Source organism: Haloferax prahovense DSM 18310 (genome assembly GCF_000336815.1).
Taxonomy (GTDB): domain Archaea; phylum Halobacteriota; class Halobacteria; order Halobacteriales; family Haloferacaceae; genus Haloferax; species Haloferax prahovense.
Window position 1 is genome coordinate 60,674 of sequence record NZ_AOLG01000056.1, and the last position, 14,225, is coordinate 74,898.

A 14,225-nucleotide genomic window follows, 5' to 3' on the forward strand; every position below is an offset into this window, starting at 1 on the left:
CGAGTCGTATTGCCGGGGAACTACCGGCGGGCGAAGCGAACTACGGACAGTACGGTTCGATATATATCGCTACTAGCAATTGACTTGTAGGTGTTGTAGAGAACGTGGGCTATGTCCGCAGATGGACGACAGACAGCGGTGTTCGCAGAGACATTGATAGAGGGCTGTGAGAACATCCCGGCAGAACCGGCTCCGGGCGACTACGTCGTGGTCGACGTGACCCACTTCTCGGCGACCGTGGCGGAACTGCTCGCGCTCGGTGCGGAGTACGTCCACGTGACCGACGAACGCGGCGACGAACCGGCGTATCAGGAGGACCACCCCGAGTGTCTCATCGGCGGCGGCAAGACCGACGACTACGAGCCGAACCCCGGCTACGACTTCTTCAACTCGCCGAGCTACGTCCAGCGACTGGACCTCGACGGGCGACCGGCCGCGATGACCTCCACGAACGGCGGGCGCGCCGTCTCGACGCTCCGCGAGCGCGGAGGTCCCGATGTCGAGGTGTTCGTCGGCGGCTACACGAACGCCGCGGCGGTCGCGGACCTGCTCGAAGACCGCGGGCGGCCGGTCACCATCGTCGCTAGCGGGTCGAGCGGCCAGCCGACGTCCGACGATACCCTCGGCGCGGCGCTCATCGACGACTACCTCCACGGCGGCGACCTCACCGACCGCGACCGCGAGCGGTACGCGCGCCTCCTCGTGACGGCGAAAGGGCCGCGATACGAACAGAAACACGAGATTCGGCGGCGCGACCTCCACGAGTTCGAGACGGCCATCGACTCTCGCTCGGTCGTGCCCGTCCTCCGCGGCGACCGCCTCGTTCCCGCGAGCCAAGTCGATGTCTGAGGCGACGCCCGTCCAGCGACCGCGGTTCGGCGCGTCGATGGACATCCGCTATGCGGCCAACGTCGCGTCGTTCGCCGAGTTCCTCCGCAGATTCGACCTGAATCACGTCGAACTCCGTGCGGGCTATCTGGACGTTCGGGCGGACGAGCGAGACGCCGAGCGCCTGCGGGCGGTCGCCGAGGAGTTCGACGTGAGCTACACGGTCCACGGCCCGCACCTCGACGTCGCCCCCGGGAACGTCAACGAGCGCCTTCGGAAAGCCGCGGTCGCGGCGACCAAAGAGGCAATCGAGCTCGCCGCGGCAATCGACGCCGGCGGCGTCATCGTCCACGGGGGCTCGGTTCGGGCTCGGTACCCCGAACACGTCCGCGAGCACACCCGCGCGCAGGCGGTCCAGACGCTCCGCGAGTGCGCCGAATTCGCCGCCGAGGCGGGCGTTCCGGTCTGTCTCGAAAACCAGCGCGACAAACCGGGAACGCGTCGGCACACGGCGACTCCGGACCGACTCGCAGCGTTCCTCGACGACGTCGGCGTCGGCGGCGAGTTCCTGAAGCTGACGCTCGACGTGGGCCACGCGAAGGCGACCGGCGTCGACTACCGACGGTTCGTCGAGCGGTTCGGCGACCGAATCCAAGTCGCGCACCTCCACGACAACGACGGGACGGAAGACGCGCACGAACCGCTTCCGTCCTTCCGGTCGGTGGCCGCGGACATCGACGCCCCGTACAACGTCTTGGAGATGAAGTCCCGCGCAGACGTCGAGCGCTGCGTGGGCGCGACCGACGCCTGACGGTCGGCGTCGGTGTTGGTGTCGGCGTCGCCACCGCTCAGTTCATTTTTCGACGCGAACAGTCACTCAGGAGCACCCGAATCGGTCCGCGAGCGCCGCAACCGCAGAGCGTCCGAAGTACGTCCAGAGGGAATCCAGAGCGCAATATATCGACGCGATTGCTATGTACTGCCACCGACCACTCCACAGAGTACAGTCCGATATACAGTCGTACGTCATACTCATACCAAGCGTTAAACAGGTTGCTTAACCACCACCACCCGGATGGTGACAACGTCCAACAACTCGAGTAGTGCGTTCAGTTTCGACCATAGGGACATGATGGCGTTCATCCTCGTCATGTCGCTACACGGTCTGCAGAGCATGATTACGGAACTTCTCCCGGAGTTCTCGATAGGCGGGTTAGGCGTCTCCATCGGACCGTTCTGGTTCGTTGCGATGTCGGTCGTCCTCCTGTTCCGCTCGTTTTGGGCCTGTCTCGCGATTCCGGTCGGCGGCATCGTCTTCGGAGAGATTCTCATCGGTGACTTCAGCGCGCTCGGAGCGGTCGAAGGGCTAATCGTCGTCACGCTGTCGTGGTTCTTCGTGATGTCGCTCATCACGGACCCGAAAGACGTCAAGCAAATCGCGGCGCTGGGCTTCCTCGCGAAGGCGATGGAAGAGACCGCGGCGTGGTTCATCGACGTCGGGAAGTTCTACATCGGCGTCGAAGAGCTCGAAGCGATTTCGTGGCTCCCCGAGACCGTGTGGGCCACCGAGGGAATCGGTGCCCTGCTTCAGATTATCATCGCCGGCGTCGTCTTCGGGGCGATTCCGACCCTGTTCCTCTACCCGCGGCTCCGCGGGAAGATCGAACCGCTACTCGGCATGAGTCCCGTCGAGGGGCGCGACGGCCCGGTGTTCACGCGCACGTCCCTGAAGCGACTCATTGCGTGGGTGGCGCTGATTCCCGTCGCGTTCGCGTTCGAGACGCTGAGCGAGACCAGCGGCGGGCTCATCACGTTCACGCCGGAGTTCGTCGAAACGTACGGCCAAGCGTTCCTGTTCGTGCCGATTGCCATCGCGGCGGTCATCTCGTTCGGGCTCGTCGCCTACCGCCAGCGCAAGGTCGACGGCCTGCAGGACTGAACCCCATCGCTTTGTTTTTATGAGCAGCAACAACATCGTCGTCGAGAACCTGACGTTTCAGTATCCCGGCGGCAACGAGGCGGTACTGCGCGACGCGAGCGTGACGATTGAGCCGGGCGAGTTCACGGCCGTCGTCGGTGGCAACGGCAGCGGAAAGACGACCCTGTGTAAGACGTTCAACGGCCTCATCCCACACTTCTTCGAGGGGACGTTCGACGGGCGGGTCACCGTCGCCGGCACCGACACCCGCGAGTCGGACGTCGCCGAACTCTCGAAGACGGTCGGCTACGTCTTCCAGGACTTCGAGAACCAACTCGTCCAGGAGACGGTCCGCGACGACGTGGAGTTCGCACCGCTCAACTACGGCCTCGACGACTACGCCGAACGGGCGACCCGCGCCCTCGAAACCCTCGGTCTCGACCACCTCGAAGACCGGTTCATCTGGGAGTTGAGCGGCGGCCAACAACACCTCGTCGCGCTCGCGGGGGTGCTCGCGATGGATCCCGAGTTCATCTTCGTCGACGAGCCCGCCGCACAGCTCGACCCCCGAAACGCCCGCGAAACGTACGAACAGCTCCGACGACTCAACGAGAAGCAGGACAAGACGGTGATCGTCATCGAACACCACTCCGAGTTCATCGCCGACTACTGCGACGAGATGGTGCTCGTCTCCGACGGCGGGGTCGCCTGGAAAGAGCCGGTCGAGGTCGGGCTCAACAGGCTCGACGACCTGCTCGCCCACGATATCCACCCGCCGCAGGTCACACAAATCGCCGACGGCCTGCCGACCGAAGTGGGAACCCTGCCCAGCGGTCGGTATCCCGTGACCGTCGACGAGGCGGCAACGGCGTTTCAACCCGCGGCGACGCGCGGCTCTCGGGCCGCCGTCGACGGCGGCGCGGTGGCAACAGGTACAGACGCCGCCGAGCTGACCGAGCGCGAGCGGGACGGGGACGCGGTAGTGACGATGCGGGACGTCGGTCACGGCTACCCGACGCTTCGCGAGGGGTACAATCGCGTGCTCGACGGGCTGGACCTCGAACTGTACGAGGGCGACCGGGTCGCATTGGTCGGTGCCAACGGGTCCGGGAAGTCGACGCTGTTGCGGTTGATTACGGGGTTAGCGTCCCCGGACCGAGGGACGGTGACGGTCCTCGGGCGCGACACGAGCGAGACGCTCCCCGAGCAACTGGCCGACGACACCGTCTACATCCACCAGAACCCCGAGGAGATGTTCGTCGAGGACACCGTCCGCAAGGACGTCGCCTACTACCTCGAGAACCGCGACGCCCCGAACGTGGACGAACGCGTCGACGAGATTCTCGCGTATCTGGACCTCGAACACCTCGCGGACCGCGACGGCCGCCTGATGAGCCTCGGCCAACAGCGCCGCGCGTCGCTGGGAATCGGGCTTGCGACCGACCCGACGGTCGTCCTCTTGGACGAGCCCACGGGCAGTCTCGACCTCCAGAGCCGCCGCGAGGTGACCGGAATGCTCCGGAAGGCCGAGAGCCGCGTCGAAACTGTCGTCGTCGCCTCCCACGACCTGCAACTGGTCGCGGCGTGGGCCAATCGCGTCCTCGTCATGGGCGAGGGCGAAGTGCTCGCGGACGCACCGCCGGAGGCTGTGTTCTCCGACCCGAACCTCCTCGCAGCGACCGATTTGCGACAGCCGCAGGTGGTCGAACTGAGCCGGCGACTCGGGCTGAAATCCCCCGCGCTTAGCACCGAATCGATGTGTGAGACGCTAGCCCGGTCGTTCGAGGACGACGCACTCGCCGACGGCGGTGTCGCCGATGTCAGCCCCGGAGGCGAGTCGAGCGGAGGGACGCGATGAAGTACGTCGACGCGCTCACCGACATCTCGGTCGCCGACATCAAGGTCGACTTGATGCGGACCGCCTACGACAACGAGGACGCGCTGTTGAACAGCTTCGACCCGCGAGTCGTCCTGCTGTGGACCGTACTGTTCATGATTATCCCGTGGCTGTTCTACGACACGCTTCCGCTGGCCATCCTGCTCGCGGCGGCCTTCGTGCTCGCCGCGCTCTCGCAGGTCAGCAAGTACCTGCTCGCGTTGCTCCTGTTCGGCCAAGTCACCAACGTCGGCTTTTTCGTGGTGTTGGTCCCGCTCATCGGCGGGACGATTCGGGCGGTCGGTCACTTGGGTGAGAACGCCGGTCGGGTCGTCGCGGGCGTCATGGCGGGCGACGCGAGCGTGTTCGCCGAGACCGGGACCATCGTCGCGGCCGCGGTCGGCCGGGGTATCCATACCGCCACGACCAGCCAGGAGGTCGGCATCGACGCCGTCGGGGCGCTCGTCCCGTTCTTCCTCAAGCTCACGATTATCTCGGTCATCAGCCTCGCCGTCTTTTCGGCGATGAGCCCGCAGAAACTCAGCAAGGGGATGTTGCGCTTGGGCGTCCCCCGACAGCTCACGTTCGCAATCGCGTACGGCTACCGGATGATGCCGCTTCTCGTCGAGGAGTACCACGCGCTCATCAACTCCTTCCGCCTTCGAAGTAAGGTACCCGAAAAGCAGGGGCTGTTCAGGTGGCGCTACTTCTACTACCTGCTGACGCTCTCCGTCAAGGCGTTCTACCCGCTGATTTTCAACGTGGCGAAGCGCGCGCGGGTCACCGTGGAGGCGATGGAGACGAAGGGGTTCTCGCGCTCGCTGGGCGACGAACAGAGTCAGACCCTCCGGACCGAGGGCATGATGGTTCGGACGCGAGACGTCACCTTCGTCTTCGGGTCGCTGCTGTTCGTCGCCGCAGTCTGGGTGTTTACCTGACCGACGCTCGGCGACCCCGGACTATTTTCGACTCTGTACGGCTCCGTACGACTACCGGACACAGGGTGCAGCTACCGAACGGAAAGTGAGGCAGACAATCCACATAGCAACCACTTCGTCGGTCATCGCCGTCGACGAGAGTATGCGAACGAGACAGAAGCCGGCGGTCGTCCGCGGGAGACGCTCGGGGCGAGGTGTCCCGAGATGAACCCCGAAGCTCGGGCGGAGAGCGTACCCGGCGACGAACCGGAATCGACGGGCGAGAAACCCATCGGAGCAGCACAGCGATTCCTCCCGTGGGTAGTCGCCGTCGGGTCGGTTATCCCGGTCGGCGCGCAGGTCGTGGTGCTCCCGCCGGACCCGACGACGACAGCGCTCGACCTCGTCGGCGAGGGCGTCGTCGTCGCCGTCCTCTTCGCGTGCCTATTCGTGGTCCGACGAGTACACGCACCGTCTGTCTTCTACCCGCTGGCGGGCGGCGTCGCGGCCTCGTACCTGTTCGCGCTGACCGACTTCCTCGACGAGTTCGTCGAACAGCCCGTCTGGTTCAGCTATCTGTTCGAAGACGGTGCACAGGCGGTCGGTGCGGCGCTCCTCGTGTTCGGCATCTACCGGTGGACCGTCGCGCGTCAGCGACGGGAGACCGAACTCCGCCAACAGCGCGAACAGCTCGCCGTCCTCAACCGTGTCCTCCACCACGACATCCGAAACGACGCGCTGGTCATCCGCGGGTGGGCGTCGGTCGTTCGGAAGGAGGCGGGGTCGGCGGCCGACGAGCGGCTGGAGAACATCGTCGCCGCGAGCAACGGCATCATCGACCTCACCGAGAGTACGGCGCAGTTCACCGACGTGCTCACCTCGGAGCGGACCGCCGACCTCGAACCGAAGCCGCTGGCCGAGACCATCGAGACGGAGCTTCGGAAGGCTCGCGCCGCGCACGACGCCGACGTGGTCGTCTCCGGAGACCTCCCCGACGTGGACGTCCTCGCCCACAGCATGCTCTCCGCGGTCTTCCGAAACCTCCTCGTCACGGCCGTTGAGCGGGCGGACGCCGAGCGTCCGCGAATTCGCCTGCGCGCCGAGCGCGGCGCGGAGACCGTGACTGTTCGCATCTCCGACGATGGCCCGCCGTTCCCGGAAGACGCCTTCCCGGACGCGGGCGAGACCGTCGCGGGCTCTCCCGAGTCTCGGTCCGGTCTCTCGCTCGTCGCCGCACTCGTCGAGCAGTTCGACGGAACCGTCGCCGTCAGGCTCAAACTCGCCGAACACGCCGCGACCTCCCCCGCCGACCGAGTCACTGAGGGGGTCAGTGACACCGAATCCTCGTCCTCGACGTCGCGCCCGGTGACGGACGTCGAGGCGGACGACCGAGAGGACTTCGCCGCCGTGCACTCGGACCGCGAATCGCCGGCCGGTCGGGGGGCGTCGACCGGCCGCGGCGACGCCGCTAACTACTGACCACCCATCTCAACTCGCCGTTGTACCCTCTTTAGGCCCTCATCCGGTACCCCGTCTCACCGCGCGTCAAGCATATGTGTACTCCCCGAATAGCAGTCGGCAGTGAGCGACTCACACGACTCCCCGGGTGGAAAGCGCGGCCCCGAGAGCAAGGTCAGCCGACTGCTCCGCGAGCGCGACCTCGACGGGTTCGGCGCGGAGCTCGAACGGCGGTGGACCGCCGAGGCGGACGCGCGGTCGAGCCTCCGTGACCTCGCCGACGCGTTCAACCGACGGCTCCTCCGCGCGGCGCTCGACGAGCGGAACGAGCGCGTCATCGACGGCGAGGTCGAGAATCTGTACCGCGTGCTCACCGACGACGGCGTTTCGAGCGGGGCGCGAACGGAGGCGGTCCGCCGACTCGAACGCGCCGGCGTCGACGTAGAGCGACTCGAGACCGATTTCGTCTCGCACCGGGCGATGCGGACGTATCTCACCTCGTACCGCGGCGTGACGCCGCCGTCGGAGACCGACCGCGACAACGGAGACCTCAGCGAGCGCCGGTCCCAAACCATTCGACGCCTGCTGGGTCGCGTCGAGCGCGTCACCGACAGGTCGCTGTCCGACCTCGCGGCCGCCGGCGAACTCGACGTCGACCCCGAGACCGCCGAGGTGTACGTCGACGTTCGCGTCCATTGCCCGGGCTGTAACTCCCAGTACACGGTCGACGACCTCATCGACCGGGGCGGTTGCGACTGCGAGTAGTCCGTTTCGCGCTTTCCGAACCGCGGTATGGAGCGACCAGTGACGACCGAACTCTCGCGAGCTCTCGGGTCGAAAAGCGTTCCATCGATAGCTTTGGAACGTGTTTGTGGCACCCGGGACAAGAGACACGTTCCAATGATAGCGTTGGAACGAGTTTTGGAAGCGTCACCAACTGTTTTCACGGACCCCCGTGTCGAACATCGTATGGCCACGACGAACGGACCGGCCCGCCTGACCGTCACGCGATTCGCCGGTCTCGACGACGCGACCGTCGAGTTCGAGCCCGGCGTCTCCGTCGTCGCGGGACGGAACGCGGCCGACCGAACACCGCTCCTGTGGGGTCTCGCGGCCGCGCTGGGAAGCGATGAACCCTCATTTGAGGAGAGCGCTGACGGCGGCCAGGTCGAACTCGCCGTCGAGAGCGAGGTGTACACGCGGGTGTTCGTGAGGGAGGGAGACCGCGTCGTCGCGTCCGGCGACCCGTATCTCGAAGGCTCGACGACCGCAGACCTGTTCGCGTTCCTGCTCGGTTCCAACGAGGCCCGGCAGGCGGTGACCGGCGACCGCGACCTGCGGGAGTTCGTCACGCACTCGGTCGACACCGACGCCGTCAGCGAGGAAATCGCCGACCTCCGCGCCGAGCGCGCCGAGTTAGACGACCGAATCGCGGAGCTGTCCGCGCTCGAATCCGAGCGCCCGCGACTCCGCGAGCGCCGCGACGAACTGAACGCGGCTGTCGAGCGCTTGGAAGCCGAGTTGGCAGACCGACGAGAAGCGCTCGCTCGCATCGAGCCGTCGGCGGTCGACGCCGACGCTGACGCGCGGAGGGAAACCGACACCGATACGCCGGACGCGGAGGCGCGAGCGGACCGATTACGGGAGTTGAACGCGACGCTCGACAACGCCCAGTTCGAACTCGAGGCCCAGCGGGAGTCACTTGACGCGCTCGACGCCGAACTCGGCGAGGTCGAATCGGAACTCGCGTCGTGTCCCGCCGACCCCGCCGGCGAACTCGACGGTCTGACCGACGAACTCTCCGAGTCGCGCGTGCGAAAACGACGGTTAGACGCGGATATCACCGACGTTCAGCGAACGCTACGGTTCAACGAGCAGTTCCTCACGTCGGGGACATCGCCCGTCGCCACGAGCGCGGGCGAAGACGGCGGGCCCGACGGCGACGGCCGGGTCGTCTGCTGGACGTGCGGGACCTCCGTCCCCGAAGCGAGCATCGAATCGACGCTCGACCAACTCCGGACGCTCCGCGACGACCGTCGCGAGGAGCGCGCCGAACTCACCGAGCGTCTCGAACGACTGCAAGAACGCCGGTCGGAACTCGAAGACCAGCGACGACGGCGACGCGACCTCGAAACACGACGCGAGGAGTTACGCCGCGAGCGCACCGAGCGCCGGGCGCGAGTCGAGGACCTCGAAGCCCGGCGCGACGACCTCGAATCGGATATCGCCGACCTGAGACGTGACGCCGGGGCCGCGGAGGCGGACGACCGCGCCGCGGTCCTCGCTGCCCACCGGGAGGTCACCCGGGTCGAGTTCGAGTTGGAACGGCGACGCGAGGAGCGCGCCGCCGTCGTCGATGACCTCGATTCCCTCGAAGCCCAACTCGACCGACGGGCGGACCTCGAAGCGCGGCAGGACGGAATTGACGACCGAATCGGCGAGCTTCGCGGTCGTATCGAACGACTCGAACGCGCGGCCGTCTCGGCGTTCAACGAGCGAATGGCGGACGTTCTCGACGCCCTCGAATACGACCGCCTCGCCCGTCTCTGGATCGAGCGACGGAACGACGGAGACTCTCTCGATGACGCGGACGCGGCTCCCGCGGGGCGGTTCGTCCCGCACATCGAGCGCCGGACGGACGATGGTACCGTCTACGAGGACGTTATCGACCATCTCCCGGCCTCCGAGCGCGAGCTTATCGGTCTCGTGTTCGCCGTCGCCGGCTACCTCGTCCACGAGGTGTCCGACGAGGTCCCGTTCTTCGTTCTCGATTCGGTCGAGGCCATCGACGCCGAGCACGTTCGCAGGCTCCTCGCCTACGTCGGTCGGGATGCCGACTACGTCGTCGTCGGCCTGTCCGGAGAGAACGCGCAGGGTCTCCCGGACTCGTACCGACGACTTCGGGCTCCGTGACCACGAGTTGCGGTCCGAAACGACCCGTCTGTGACAGACATAGCTCTGTAATTACAATCCGATAAAACCGAATTGCTCGAGGAGGTACCCGAGCCCACCAAGAGTTACACGGGTAGGCCTGTTATGCACGGCAGGTCCCCATCCGAAGCAACATCACAGGGACCGCATGTAGCCGGGACGCGAGCGGCGGAGTTCGCGCGCCCCGTCGGCTCGTTTCGTGCTGGTGAACCCGTCCGAAACGGGAATCGGCGACAGAGCCTGGTTGTTCGCGACGGATCGCGATTCTACTAATAGTAGAGTCAAGTGACGCGGACGAGCGCCTCTGTTCTCGGTGTGGCGCGTGGGCACACGTGACTAATTGAACGGGAATCGAACCTCACGTATCGAATCACTCACCGATTTGGATTAATTATGAACATTCGTCAATCGCCAGAGAGCCACCCCACGGTATCGGTACGACGGCAGCGAGGGCAAACCCGCGTGCGACGGCGTCGGTCGCGGTCGCTCCCGACTTCGTGGGACGCTTCCACCATCAGTAGAATTTATCTGTCCCGCTCCGAAAGGCGAACCATGGCACCTAACGAAAGCGAAGGCGGCGGCAAGCGCGTGAAGGCGGTCATGCGCTCGTACCGGGTAATCGGCGTTCTGCGAGAGCAGGGAACGGTGCGGATTAACGACGTCGCGGACGCGCTCGGGGTGCCGACCAGTACCGCGCACGTGCATCTGAAAACGCTCGAGGCGGCGGGGTACGTCGTCAAGGACGAACACGGGTACCGACTCGGCCTTCGGTTCCTCCGCGACGGAAGCATCACCCGGGGGCGCTTGGACGTGTACGGCGCGTCGCGGTCCGAAATCAAGGACCTCGCGGAGTCGACCGGTGAGGTGGCGAATCTCGGCGTCGAGGAGAACGGACAGCGGGTCATCGTCTACCAGGCTGAGGGCGACAAGGCGGTGTACGACAACGCGCCGATCGGTGAGTTCACCCACATGCATTGGACCGCGCTCGGAAAGGCGATTCTCGCGGAACTCCCCGGCGAGCGGGTGACCGAAATCGTCGACGAGTACGGGCTCCCGACGAAGACCGACCACACGATCAGCGACCGGGACGCGCTCCTCGAAGAACTCGAGACGATACGGGAGCGAGGGTACGCGCTCGAAGACGAAGAGCGGAGAGACGGGATTCGGTCCATCGCGGTTCCGCTGGTCAGCGACGGGTCGGTCATCGGCGCGGTGTCGCTTTCCGGACCGAAAGAGCGGTTCAACGACGACCGAATCGTAGACGAACTGTTCCCGGCGCTCAGAGACCGGAAGAACGTCATCGAGGTCAAGTACGCGTACGACTGAGCGCCATCCCCCGGTCGTTTCATCGAGTCGAACGAAACCGTTCCACTATGAGTGGAATACAACTTCACGAAGATACGTTATGGATTCGAAACTGGCTATAGAGTGGCTCTAGAGGCTGATTCGGTGGTTCTCCGGACGACGACGCCGACATCTGTGCGAAACGCTTTTACTTGGAGTGAGTCTGGGATGTGAGTGTATGAATCCAGCAGTGATGCTGCCTCCCTCCCCGGACAGACGGTGGACCCTCGCCAAGCAACTCGGCGTCGAAAGCGCCGTCGTACGGTTCTGGGGCGTCGACGACTGGTGGGAGTACGAGACGTTACTCGAAACCCGAAACCGGTTCGCAGACCACGGATTCTCACTGGACGTCGTCGAGGACCGCCCGCCCATGGAGCGAACGGTCCTCGGTCAGGAGGGTCGAGACGAGGAGATCGAGACGGTGAAACGGCTGCTTCGGAACATGGGACGCCTCGGCATCGACGTGTACTGCTGGGTGTGGACCGAAAACCCCGTCGGCGTCCTCAGAACCTCCGATTCGATTCCGGACCGCGGTGACTCGCTCGTCACCGGGTACGACCACGAGTGGATAGAGCGCGCCGAGGACCACCCTGCGGCGGGTATCACCGAGGAGGAGCTGTGGGACAACCTCCAGTACTTCCTGGACGAGGTCGTGCCGGTCGCCGAGGAGGCGGGCGTCAAGATGGCGCTCCACCCGGACGACCCGCCGGTCGAGGAGCTTCGGGGAGTTCCCCGCCTCGTCACATCGCTCGAACGGTACGAGCGCGTCTTGGAACTCCACGAGAGCCCCAACCACGGCGTCACGTTCTGCCAGGGGAACTTCGCCGCGATGGGCGAAGACGTCCCGTCGGCGATTCGACGTCTCGGAGAGCGGATTCACTTCGTCCACTTCCGCGACGTCGAAGGGACGCCCGAGTCGTTCGTGGAGACGTGGCACGACGACGGGCCCACCGACATGACGGCGGCGATGGAAGCGTACCAAGACATCGGCTTCGACGGGGCGATTCGCCCCGACCACGTCCCCAAGATGCTCGGCGAGGAGGACCGAGCGGAAGCCCACGCGGGGTACACCGACATGGGCCGGCTGTTCGCAATCGGCTACATGAAGGGCCTCATCGAACGCGGACAGTAACGCTGTAGCCCGGCTGGTCGGCCTCGCCTCGACTCGATCGGTGACTGCCGGCGACTGCGGCGAGTGACGAGTCGAACTACCCAGAGCAGATGACATCTATCCTATGATATATTATTAAAATGAATTATTGCGATAGATATAAGTACCAGTGTAGAATCGTTGTGAATGGTATGCGTAGACAAAGCCGACGGAGCTTCATGGAACAGCTCGGGCTACTCACTGGCACCGGGGCAATCGCATCGATGGCTGGCTGCATGGGCGGCGGTTCCGGCTCCGGAACCGACGGCACGACCGGTTCGGACGACTCAGACACCGATACGACGGAGAGCGGTGGCGGCGGTCAGAGCCAATCGCTCATCATCGGGAGTGTCTTCCCTAGCGGGCACGTCATCAACGAGATGGCCAAGGAGTGGGCCTCTTCCGTCGAAGCGGAGACCGAGGGGCGAGTGGCGATCACCATCGAGGAGTCCTTCGGTGGCGAAAAGGAGGTCATGGAACAGACGCAAATCGGCTCCATCGACGGGACCATCATCGGGACGCGCTGGGTCATCGACTACGACCCCAAGAACTTCTGGGTCGAGTCGCCGTTCGTCTTCGAGGGCTGGGAACAGCAGCGGCGCGCCTTCCAGACGGAGTTCTTCGACGACGGCCGACAGCGCCTCCGCGAGCAGGGTAAACAGATGCTCGTGAACGAACCGGTGTACCGCGGCTACCGACACACGACCGGGAACAAGGCCTTCGAGACGCCCGAGGACATTCAGGGAACCAACCTGCGGGTGCCCGACCTCACCCCGTGGGTGAACATCTGGAGCGGCATCGGCGCGAGTCCGACCACCGTCGCCTTCGACGAACTCTACAGCGCGCTGCAGCAGGGCGTCGTCGACGCTCAAGAGAACCCCGCCGAGACCGTCCGGTCGTCCTCGCTGTACGAGGTGCAGGACTACTACACGCTGACCAAGCACCTCGCGTCGACGGGGTGGTTCACGCTCGGCACCCAGGCGCTGTCAAACATCTCCGACGAGGACCAGACGACGATGGTCGACTCGTTGACGTCCAGCATCCAAGAGCTCAGCAGCAGCATCGCTGAATCGGAGTCACAGGCCATCGAAGCGCTGAAAGAACAGGGAATGAACGTGGTCGAACCCGACCGAGACGCGTGGTTAGAGGCGGCGAAAGAGCCGCTCCAAACGCAGTTCGAGGAGAACTGGGAACCGTCGCTCGAAGAAGTGCGAAACATTTGAGCGGACGCTTACTCGTAGAGCACCCATGGAAGAAGTAAATCTCGCAACGAAACTCGGCCGGCTTTTCGACGGGTTGGTCACATCCATCGCGTTAGCACTCTACGTGCTGATGATACTCGTCGTCGGGTTACAGATTCTGACCCGCTGGGTCCTGGGTTCGATACTCGGGTCGAGTCTCCCGTGGACGGTCAATCTCTCGCAGATGCTGCTCGTGTACATCACGTTCTTCGGCGCGGCGGTCGCCAGTCGAAAGCGACAGCACATCTCGCTCGACCTCCTCGTCTCGCGGCTCTCCGACGGCGTCATCCGGGTGCTAACCGGTCTTCGGACGCTCCTCATCCTCGCGTTCGTCGGCGTCATGGTCTCCGGAGCGTACCCGCTGTACCTACAGAACCGGGGATTCGGGATGGGAGCGCTCCCGTCGCACCCGCCGTTCACCGAAGCGTGGCTGTACGTTCCCGCCGTCGTCGGCGGTGTCTGTATCGCGATCTACGCGCTTCGCGACCTGTGGCTCGTCGCCGTCGCGCCAGAAACGATTATCGAGGACATCAAAGGAGAAGACGAAAATGCAGAGTGAGCA

The 14,225-nt window shown here is 65.0% G+C and carries 12 protein-coding genes; all 12 read left to right on the forward strand.

The window, feature by feature from the left end; all coding sequences use genetic code 11:
- Positions 1-111: 111 nt before the first annotated feature.
- Entirely contained in the window at positions 112-849 is a 738-nt protein-coding gene (locus C457_RS17640) for a 2-phosphosulfolactate phosphatase (RefSeq protein WP_049913700.1), read from the forward strand.
- A complete protein-coding gene (locus tag C457_RS17645) occupies positions 842-1,639 on the forward strand; it encodes a sugar phosphate isomerase/epimerase family protein (RefSeq protein WP_008096790.1) in 798 nt (265 codons plus the stop codon). The genes C457_RS17640 and C457_RS17645 overlap by 8 nt, the downstream gene beginning before the upstream one ends.
- Before the next feature lie 318 nt (positions 1,640-1,957).
- Positions 1,958-2,767, forward strand: a complete 810-nt coding sequence (locus C457_RS17650; RefSeq protein WP_239640777.1) for a hypothetical protein — start codon at positions 1,958-1,960, stop codon at positions 2,765-2,767.
- 19 nt (positions 2,768-2,786) lie between these two features.
- Positions 2,787-4,604, forward strand: a complete 1,818-nt coding sequence (locus C457_RS17655) for an ABC transporter ATP-binding protein (RefSeq protein WP_008096792.1) — start codon at positions 2,787-2,789, stop codon at positions 4,602-4,604.
- Complete coding sequence (locus C457_RS17660; RefSeq protein ID WP_008096793.1) at positions 4,601-5,560, forward strand: energy-coupling factor transporter transmembrane component T; 960 nt, start codon at positions 4,601-4,603, stop codon at positions 5,558-5,560. The genes C457_RS17655 and C457_RS17660 overlap by 4 nt, the downstream gene beginning before the upstream one ends.
- A 204-nt stretch (positions 5,561-5,764) precedes the next feature.
- Positions 5,765-7,018, forward strand: coding sequence for a sensor histidine kinase (locus C457_RS17665; RefSeq protein ID WP_008096794.1), 1,254 nt, complete (start codon positions 5,765-5,767; stop codon positions 7,016-7,018).
- Between the two features lie 102 nt (positions 7,019-7,120).
- Entirely contained in the window at positions 7,121-7,762 is a 642-nt protein-coding gene (rdfA, locus tag C457_RS17670; RefSeq protein ID WP_008096795.1) for a rod-determining factor RdfA, read from the forward strand.
- A gap of 204 nt (positions 7,763-7,966) precedes the next feature.
- A complete protein-coding gene (locus C457_RS17675) occupies positions 7,967-9,910 on the forward strand; it encodes an archaea-specific SMC-related protein (RefSeq protein WP_008096796.1) in 1,944 nt (647 codons plus the stop codon).
- Between the two features lie 570 nt (positions 9,911-10,480).
- Positions 10,481-11,254: an IclR family transcriptional regulator gene (locus tag C457_RS17680; protein ID WP_008096797.1), complete on the forward strand. Its 774-nt coding sequence runs from the start codon at positions 10,481-10,483 to the stop codon at positions 11,252-11,254.
- A 196-nt stretch (positions 11,255-11,450) separates the two neighbouring features.
- Positions 11,451-12,404 (forward strand): mannonate dehydratase, encoded by a 954-nt coding sequence (locus C457_RS17685; protein ID WP_239640778.1) that lies wholly within the window; start codon positions 11,451-11,453, stop codon positions 12,402-12,404.
- A gap of 170 nt (positions 12,405-12,574) precedes the next feature.
- Positions 12,575-13,645: a TRAP transporter substrate-binding protein gene (locus C457_RS17690; protein ID WP_233514283.1), complete on the forward strand. Its 1,071-nt coding sequence runs from the start codon at positions 12,575-12,577 to the stop codon at positions 13,643-13,645.
- Between the two features lie 25 nt (positions 13,646-13,670).
- Positions 13,671-14,222, forward strand: a complete 552-nt coding sequence (locus tag C457_RS17695; protein ID WP_008096800.1) for a TRAP transporter small permease — start codon at positions 13,671-13,673, stop codon at positions 14,220-14,222.
- Positions 14,223-14,225 lie beyond the last annotated feature (3 nt).

Bases quoted from the DNA above. Each gene is read 5' to 3' on its own strand.
- C457_RS17640 (WP_049913700.1), top strand. From the start codon at position 112: ATGTCCGCAGATGGACGACAGACAGCGGTGTTCGCAGAGACATTGATA.
- C457_RS17645 (WP_008096790.1), top strand. From the start codon at position 842: ATGTCTGAGGCGACGCCCGTCCAGCGACCGCGGTTCGGCGCGTCGATG.
- C457_RS17650 (WP_239640777.1), top strand. From the start codon at position 1,958: ATGATGGCGTTCATCCTCGTCATGTCGCTACACGGTCTGCAGAGCATG.
- C457_RS17655 (WP_008096792.1), top strand. From the start codon at position 2,787: ATGAGCAGCAACAACATCGTCGTCGAGAACCTGACGTTTCAGTATCCC.
- C457_RS17660 (WP_008096793.1), top strand. From the start codon at position 4,601: ATGAAGTACGTCGACGCGCTCACCGACATCTCGGTCGCCGACATCAAG.
- C457_RS17665 (WP_008096794.1), top strand. From the start codon at position 5,765: ATGAACCCCGAAGCTCGGGCGGAGAGCGTACCCGGCGACGAACCGGAA.
- C457_RS17675 (WP_008096796.1), top strand. From the start codon at position 7,967: ATGGCCACGACGAACGGACCGGCCCGCCTGACCGTCACGCGATTCGCC.
- C457_RS17680 (WP_008096797.1), top strand. From the start codon at position 10,481: ATGGCACCTAACGAAAGCGAAGGCGGCGGCAAGCGCGTGAAGGCGGTC.
- C457_RS17685 (WP_239640778.1), top strand. From the start codon at position 11,451: ATGAATCCAGCAGTGATGCTGCCTCCCTCCCCGGACAGACGGTGGACC.
- C457_RS17690 (WP_233514283.1), top strand. From the start codon at position 12,575: ATGCGTAGACAAAGCCGACGGAGCTTCATGGAACAGCTCGGGCTACTC.
- C457_RS17695 (WP_008096800.1), top strand. From the start codon at position 13,671: ATGGAAGAAGTAAATCTCGCAACGAAACTCGGCCGGCTTTTCGACGGG.